At 37.8% G+C, this 6,932-nt stretch carries 8 protein-coding genes; 6 read left to right on the top strand and 2 right to left on the bottom strand.

The annotated features are described in order from the left end of the window. Window positions 1-305: 305 nt before the first annotated feature. On the top strand, window positions 306-1,241 hold the full coding sequence (locus tag EA365_14005) for a WD40 repeat domain-containing protein (protein ID TVQ42869.1): 936 nt from the start codon (window positions 306-308) through the stop codon (window positions 1,239-1,241). Here EA365_14005 and EA365_14000 read toward each other — a convergent pair. Further along, window positions 1,238-1,600, bottom strand: coding sequence for a hypothetical protein (locus tag EA365_14000; protein TVQ42868.1), 363 nt, complete (start codon window positions 1,598-1,600; stop codon window positions 1,238-1,240). The genes EA365_14005 and EA365_14000 overlap by 4 nt on opposite strands. Before the next feature lie 104 nt (window positions 1,601-1,704). Between EA365_14000 and EA365_13995 the strand changes: the two genes are divergently transcribed. The 3 genes from EA365_13995 to EA365_13985 all read left to right on the top strand — a co-directional run bounded on the left by EA365_13995 (window position 1,705) and on the right by EA365_13985 (window position 3,678). Then, window positions 1,705-2,232 carry a universal stress protein gene (locus EA365_13995; GenBank protein ID TVQ42867.1) on the top strand — a complete coding sequence of 176 codons (528 nt, stop codon included), beginning with the start codon at window positions 1,705-1,707 and terminating at the stop codon, window positions 2,230-2,232. Between the two features lie 215 nt (window positions 2,233-2,447). Further along, window positions 2,448-2,873 carry an aspartate 1-decarboxylase gene (locus EA365_13990; protein TVQ42870.1) on the top strand — a complete coding sequence of 142 codons (426 nt, stop codon included), beginning with the start codon at window positions 2,448-2,450 and terminating at the stop codon, window positions 2,871-2,873. A gap of 13 nt (window positions 2,874-2,886) precedes the next feature. Next, window positions 2,887-3,678, top strand: a complete 792-nt coding sequence (locus tag EA365_13985) for a glutathione S-transferase family protein (protein TVQ42866.1) — start codon at window positions 2,887-2,889, stop codon at window positions 3,676-3,678. A gap of 37 nt (window positions 3,679-3,715) precedes the next feature. Here the strand turns inward: EA365_13985 and EA365_13980 are convergent, their stop codons facing one another. Further along, window positions 3,716-4,354, bottom strand: a complete 639-nt coding sequence (locus tag EA365_13980) for a hypothetical protein (GenBank protein ID TVQ42865.1) — start codon at window positions 4,352-4,354, stop codon at window positions 3,716-3,718. A gap of 41 nt (window positions 4,355-4,395) precedes the next feature. Here EA365_13980 and uvrB point away from each other — a divergent pair, with 41 nt between their 5' ends. Both uvrB and EA365_13970 read left to right on the top strand, forming a co-directional pair. After that, the gene (gene uvrB, locus EA365_13975; GenBank protein TVQ42864.1) at window positions 4,396-6,384 is read left to right on the top strand and encodes an excinuclease ABC subunit UvrB; all 1,989 of its coding nucleotides are present in this window, start codon (window positions 4,396-4,398) and stop codon (window positions 6,382-6,384) included. A gap of 198 nt (window positions 6,385-6,582) precedes the next feature. Further along, the coding region (locus EA365_13970; GenBank protein TVQ42863.1) for a serine/threonine protein kinase at window positions 6,583-6,932 on the top strand (350 nt) is incomplete at its 3' end.

Genomic DNA, 6,932 nt, shown 5'->3' with positions numbered 1-6,932 from the left:
ATCACCCTAATGGTGAGTTATTCTCTACTTATACAGAAGTTAAACAACGCGCAGACAAATTAGCAGCAAAATTACGAGAATTAGGCTTAAATCCCGATGAAATTAGCTAAAAACTATGTATTGCAGAGATACCTACCCAGCTAACCAAATTAATAACCTATCTACAGAACGATTATAAAGTCTTGGTCAAGTTTTCTGAGATTTTAATAACCCAAATGATTTACTAAATTGGTTAGAATCAAATAATCTGAACTCTTAACAGTATGTACGATAAGATATATATTTTTATTATTTAACTAACTGCCATGAACCAGCTAGTATCTGCAAAAAGACTCCAAGGACATACAGATAAAGTTTTAGCCCTAGATTTTAACGATGAAAATAATATTCTAGCCAGTGGAAGTCAAGACAAAACCGTCAGACTCTGGAATCTTCAACAAGATAAAACTCTAGTACTGACAGGACATGGTGTTAATGAGTGGTTTTGTAAGGTTAACGCGGTAGCGATTAGTTCTGAGTTAAATCTTTTAGCTAGTGGAGGAGACGATCTCATCCTACGCATTTGGTCTCTACTTACTAACCAACAAGTTAAAACCCTGACAGGACATGAACAAGCAATAACTAGTTTAGCAGTACATCCCGAAGGAACAATCATCGCTAGCGGTGGTAAAGATAAAAAAATTATCCTTTGGTCTCTAGATACGGGTGAGATTATATCCACCCTAGAAGATCATACCGATGGGGTACTCTCACTCTGTTTTAATCAGGATGGTAGTTTACTAGCTAGTGGTGGTGATATTGGTGATAGGACTTTGAGGATTTGGTCTTTAAGCGATCATAAGAGTATGATACTAAAGGGACATTCTGATTGGTTTGGAGGTGTAAGCGCGATCGCTTTTCACCCCAATGGTCGTTTAGTAGTCACTGGAAGCAAAGATAAAACGATCAAAATTTGGGATCTTCAGCAAGCTAAAGAGATGATAAGTTTAACAGGACACACCAATGAAGTAACTTCCGTAGGGATTAGTCCTAATGGTAAATTCTTAGCTAGTAGTAGTAAAGATAAAACTGTGAAACTCTGGAATTTAAGCAATGGTAATTTACTCGCTACCATTCCTCACCCCAATAGCGTCACAGTTGTCAAATTTAGTCATAATGGTAAAATGCTCGCTTCAGGTTGTGAGGATAAGATAATTAGGATCTTTACTAATTTTTATCCCCAAAAAACCTTAACTATCTAAGATGATGTTGAACAATTCTCAGCTAGATTACCAAAATATCGTTTATACAAAAAATCACCCCTAATAAAACCGCTGACTTCCTCATCCATCAAAGCAACACTATACCATTCACAACCGTTAGCATCTTCTTGAGTTAGTTCTTCTGGTGTACAATCATCACAAAGCATGACTATAGTACCATCAGGAACTGTTTCTACTAACTCGTAATCATCTCCCGGTCCTGAACGCATCTCCACGTCTTCTTGTTCCATACCTGCATCGACAATGACATCTTGATTAGCCCAAGCTTGTTTGCTAGCAGCTAAGTTTGTAGTCAATAGTAATAGAAAAAGTCCTAAAAATTTAAGTAATCTGTCCATAATATTAACAATCCTGTTTGTGTTAACATTTTTCTCAAAATAACATATTACTACCCTTCTCTGTGTCAAGATAGAAATAGGGTAAGACAAAAGGAGGCTGTTAGATGAGTGATCAACTAGCCACGTTAGAACAAAAAGAAATCAAACCAGTAGGATACCAAAGAATCCTTGTCGCTGTAGATTATCTGAATTTAACTATTGAAGTATTCGCTAAAGCTTTGAAATTAGCCTCAGCTAACCATAGTAACTTGATGATCTTTCATTGCGTCCAAGGTGAACTACCTGGAGTTCCCGTGATGGATAGTTTTAGCACCATGGGAGTTTATAACGACGTATATTATCAAGAAATGAACGAGTTTTACGAAAAAATGCGCAAAGAAGCCACGGAAAGACTCGTTGGTTGGTTGGGATCTTTTGCAGATCAAGCTCAAGAACAAGGTATAAAAGCTGAATTTGACTATAAAATTGGCGATCCAGGTAAAAACATCTGTCAAACAGCTGTAAATTGGAATGCTGATTTAATTGTCATTGGTCGTCGTGGTAGATCTGGTTTATCAGAACTGTTTTTAGGTAGTGTTAGTAATTACGTCGTTCACCACGCTAATTGTTCTGTATTAATAGTACAACAGTAAAAAATGATCATAAAAAAAGAAAAAGCTCCCAGGAGTCTTGCCATGTTTCGACCCTGAGAGCTTTCCTTCACTCCTTACACACCTCACACTAGATATATTTATACCAAGTTTATTTTGGCTAGTCACTAGGATTGGTGACACTTTTTAAACTGTCACAGGAATAAGAGTTTAACTGTCGGTTATCATAGGTGGGTAGAGCCATTATTCAAAGGTTTATGGGCAAAATTCGCTTAATGCACGCTAAACTTCATCGCGTCAAAGTCACTGAAGCTAATGTAAATTATATAGGTAGTATTACTATAGACGTAGAATTATTAGACAAAGTAGGGATTTTACCCTTACAGGAAGTAGAAATCGTTAATCTCAACAATGGCAAACGCTTTAGTACCTACGTTTTTCCTGGAGAAGCCGGTAAAAAAGAAATATGTCCTAATGGTGGAGCTGCTTTATTATGTCAACCGGGAGATATTCTGCTAATTTATGCTTATGAAGAAAAAGAAAGAGCAGAAGTATTGCAAAAAGGACACCAAGCCAGAGTTTTAGTCGCTAATCAAAATAACGATTGTGAAGAGTTTTTCTGGCAAAATTTAGTACCGCAAGAGAATACAGTAAAATTTGAACAGTTTAGCTCAAAAAAATAACTAAGGAGATTGAATGCTATATTTATATCAATTCGAAATTTGCCCCTATTGCGAAAAAGTCAGATTTATCCTTGACTATAAAGGGTTAGAGTACAATAAAATCGAAGTAACTCCAGGAGTAGGACAATTAGAACTACTTAGGTTGTCAGGAAAAACCAAAGTACCAGTACTCAAAGACGATGATACAGTCATCGCTGATTCCACAGAAATTGCTCTTTATCTAGAGAGAAAATACCCCGAGCCTCGTTTAATACCCGAAGATGGTTTATCTAAAGGACAAACCCTATTAATCGAAGCTTGGGCTGATGAATCCATAGGTGGTAATAGTAGTAAAGCTTTTGTCGGTGCATTAAATCAATACGGTAATTTCCGTAGCTCGATTTTACCCAACAATACCCCCGACTTTCTGAAAAATTTAGTACGCTCTGTACCAGGAGAATGGCTAGATTTAGTTGGTACTGGTGTAGGTTTAGGGGGAGATTCGGTCAAAGAGTCTATCTCCATCTTGAAACAAAATCTAGAAGCTTTAAGCTTAATATTAGCCAATCAACCCTATCTCACAGGTAATAGCCCTACCTTAGCAGATTTTGCCGCAGCAGGAATGACTCTAACCATCAAATTCCCTGAAGGAGATTATCTCAATATATCCGAAGAATTAAAAGGAAAGGGAATACCAGGTTTAGCCGATCATAATGCTTATGAAGTCTTTTTTAACTGGCGCGATCGCCTTTATGCAGACTATAGAAAAGGTAAAGGAGTAATTAACTCATCTGGATCAACTCCCACAACCATAGAAATTAATTAAAATGTCGGGTGTGTTACGCTATAGCTAACGCACCCTACTACAAAAGATGAGACCAAGGATTAGCTGCTTGATCACTAATGGCAACCCAAAAACGATCAGTTAAAGTTAAATTAGGATTAAGTAACTTGCCCCAAAAATCCCAAGCTGCAGATGGACCTTCACCATCGTGAAATTCAGCCATACGAAAACCTTCTCCAAAAGTTTCCCGACAAATACTATTAGCGATGTCCCGACTCGTGAGGGTAATTCCTTGAACAGGTGAAGTAAGACCTATGTAACCTCCAGACCAAGTAGCACGAGCAGCACCTCCTCCGGTTAGATGGGAAACAACAAAATCAGGTTTAGGTAAATTATCTTTTTTAATACAGAGAATGGGGAGACTTTCCGTAATTAGGGTATCTCCTACATAAGGATCGCTATTTTGATCAGAGCCGACTAAAGCATAATAGTTATTACCATCCCAAGTTTTGACGAGTTGTAAAGTAGTCCAAGTCATTGCCTTGATTGTAGTTGCTTCCATGGGTAAATTTTTTCCTTTAGTAAACTTCTGTTCCAGATAACTGTAACTGGTGATGGTCAAGCAGTAGGGAAAGAAACAGGTAAAAGCCCCTATTGTGCTCAATTTAATCATATTCACATTTAACCAACTCATAACCTGCCTCACTTTTGCTAACATCTCTATTAGCTATTCTAAGAGAGCTCTTGCGCTGTATAATTATGACACAATTTAGTCTTACAGCTAATTTTGAACCTACAGGCGATCAACCACAAGCGATCGCCCATCTCTACCAATCTTTACAACAGGGTAATCGTTTTCAAACCCTTTTAGGCGCAACAGGTACGGGTAAAACCTTTACGATCGCTAAAGTAATTGCTAAGTGGGGGAAACCTACCCTAGTTTTAGCCCATAATAAAACCTTAGCTGCTCAACTGTGTAACGAGTTAAGACAATTTTTTCCCGATAACGCAGTAGAATACTTTATCAGTTATTACGACTACTATCAACCAGAAGCTTATCTACCCGTTACCGATACCTATATCGAAAAAACAGCCTCGATTAACGATGAAATCGATATGTTGAGACATTCAGCGACTCGGTCATTATTTGAACGTCGCGACGTCATCGTAGTAGCTTCTATTAGTTGTATCTATGGGTTAGGAATACCCGCAGAATACCTTAAAGCAGCTATTACCCTGCAACTAGGAGAAGAAGTTAATACCCGTAAACTCCTTAGAGATTTAGTGACTAGACAATATAACCGCAACGATTTAGACTTACGTCGAGGTAACTTTCGTCTTAAAGGAGATATCCTCGAAATAGTTCCCGCTTATGAAGATAAAGTCATTCGTCTAGAATTTTTTGGCGATGAAATCGAAGCAATTCGTTATTTAGATCCAGTTACAGGTAATAACTTACAAAGTCTAGAAAGGATTAATATCTATCCCGCGCGTCACTTTGTGACACCAACAGAACAATTAACCTTAGCTTGTGAACAGATCGAGACTGAATTACAACAACAGTTAGCTTATCTAGAATCAGAAGGAAAATTAGTGGAAGCACAACGATTAAAACAGCGTACCCGTTATGATTTAGATCTCCTCACTGAAGTAGGTTACTGTAACGGTGTAGAAAATTATTCTCGTCATCTCGCGGGTAAACAACCAGGAGATCCACCAGAATGTTTAGTTGATTATTTCCCCTCAGATTGGTTATTAGTGGTTGATGAATCTCACGTAACTGTACCCCAAATCAGAGGGATGTCTAACGGCGATCGCTCTCGCAAACAGGTATTAATTGAACATGGCTTCCGTCTCCCTAGCGCTGCGGATAATCGACCTCTCAAAGCGGAAGAATTTTGGCAAAAAGTTAATCAATGTATCTTTGTTTCCGCAACACCGGGAGAATGGGAAATCACCCAATCACAAGGACAAGTTGTCGAACAAATTATACGTCCTACAGGAGTACTAGATCCAGAAATATCAGTCAGACCAACTCAAGGTCAAGTAGATGATTTATTCGGGGAAATAACAACGAGAATAGAACAAAAAGAGAGAGTTTTAATTACTACTTTGACTAAAAGAATGGCTGAGGATTTAAGTACTTATTTCCAAGATAAAAAGCTCAAAGTACAATATTTACACTCGGAAATTAAGGCGATCGAACGTATTGAGATTTTACAAGCACTGCGAAATGGCGATTTTGATGTCTTGATTGGGGTTAATTTATTACGAGAAGGATTAGATTTACCCGAAGTCTCTCTAGTAGCTATTTTAGACGCGGATAAAGAGGGTTTCTTGCGGTCCGATCGCTCTTTAATTCAAACCATTGGAAGAGCAGCTCGTCATGTACGTGGACAAGCTATACTCTACGCAGATAACCTCACCGAAAGTATGGCAAAAGCCATCACCGAAACTAATAGAAGAAGAGAAATTCAACAAGAATATAACCAAAAACATCAAATTACCCCCCAACCCATTATCAAAGATAACCGCAACTCAATTTTGAGTTTTTTAGATATTTCTCGACGTCTCAATGACCAAGAATTGGCTGCTGTAACTACAGTTGACATATCCTTAGATAAAATCCCCGCTTTAATCACCCAATTAACTGAAAAAATGAACAATGCAGCTAAGAATTTAGAATTTGAAGATGCAGCTAAATACCGCGATCAAATCCATCAACTTCGTCAACAATTATTGGGTTAATTACTGTCCTAACTTTTGCGATGGCTTCACTTACATTCACCATGACATTGTTGTATTGCAGCGCGCAGCGCTATATTGATAATCTCAATAATCTTTTGTCAAAATTGAACATCAACAAATTATTTTAAAGCTGGGAGATTCCTATAAGAGCCTAAAAAATGGTTTACTATATTAAATAAGCATGACTAGATTGTGACTATGTCTTTTTGTCTGAATCCCGCTTGTACAAAACCAGACAACCCTGATACCAATAAATTCTGTCATGGTTGTGGTAGCAAATTAGCCGAAAGTAGCCAGAGTTATGACTTTGACCATTATCGCGTCATTAAACTACTCGGAGAGGGAGGATTTGGACGTACTTATCTAGCTGAAGATCTAGAATTATTCAATCAGAAAGTCGTTATTAAAAAACTACTCAGTAGCGAAGGTAATAACCCTAAAATCCTCGAACTGTTTACTAGAGAAGCAGAACAACTATCTAAACTCTCTCATCCACAGATTCCCCAAGTCTATCGTTACTTTAGCAAAGATAATAACTTTTACCTGAT

Source organism: Gloeocapsa sp. DLM2.Bin57 (assembly GCA_007693955.1).
Classification (GTDB): Bacteria; Cyanobacteriota; Cyanobacteriia; order Cyanobacteriales; family Gloeocapsaceae; genus Gloeocapsa.
Note: the sequence above shows the minus strand (reverse complement) of the source record. Positions and strands in the feature narration are given on the sequence as shown.

What these genes read in the sequence shown, in the direction of transcription:
- EA365_13985 (TVQ42866.1), top strand. Translation starts at nt 2,887, where the DNA reads ATGCTATATTTATATCAATTCGAAATTTGCCCCTATTGCGAAAAAGTC.
- EA365_14000 (TVQ42868.1), bottom strand. Translation starts at nt 1,600, where the DNA reads ATGGACAGATTACTTAAATTTTTAGGACTTTTTCTATTACTATTGACT.
- EA365_14005 (TVQ42869.1), top strand. Translation starts at nt 306, where the DNA reads ATGAACCAGCTAGTATCTGCAAAAAGACTCCAAGGACATACAGATAAA.
- EA365_13995 (TVQ42867.1), top strand. Translation starts at nt 1,705, where the DNA reads ATGAGTGATCAACTAGCCACGTTAGAACAAAAAGAAATCAAACCAGTA.
- EA365_13990 (TVQ42870.1), top strand. Translation starts at nt 2,448, where the DNA reads ATGGGCAAAATTCGCTTAATGCACGCTAAACTTCATCGCGTCAAAGTC.
- EA365_13980 (TVQ42865.1), bottom strand. Translation starts at nt 4,354, where the DNA reads ATGTTAGCAAAAGTGAGGCAGGTTATGAGTTGGTTAAATGTGAATATG.
- uvrB (TVQ42864.1), top strand. Translation starts at nt 4,396, where the DNA reads ATGACACAATTTAGTCTTACAGCTAATTTTGAACCTACAGGCGATCAA.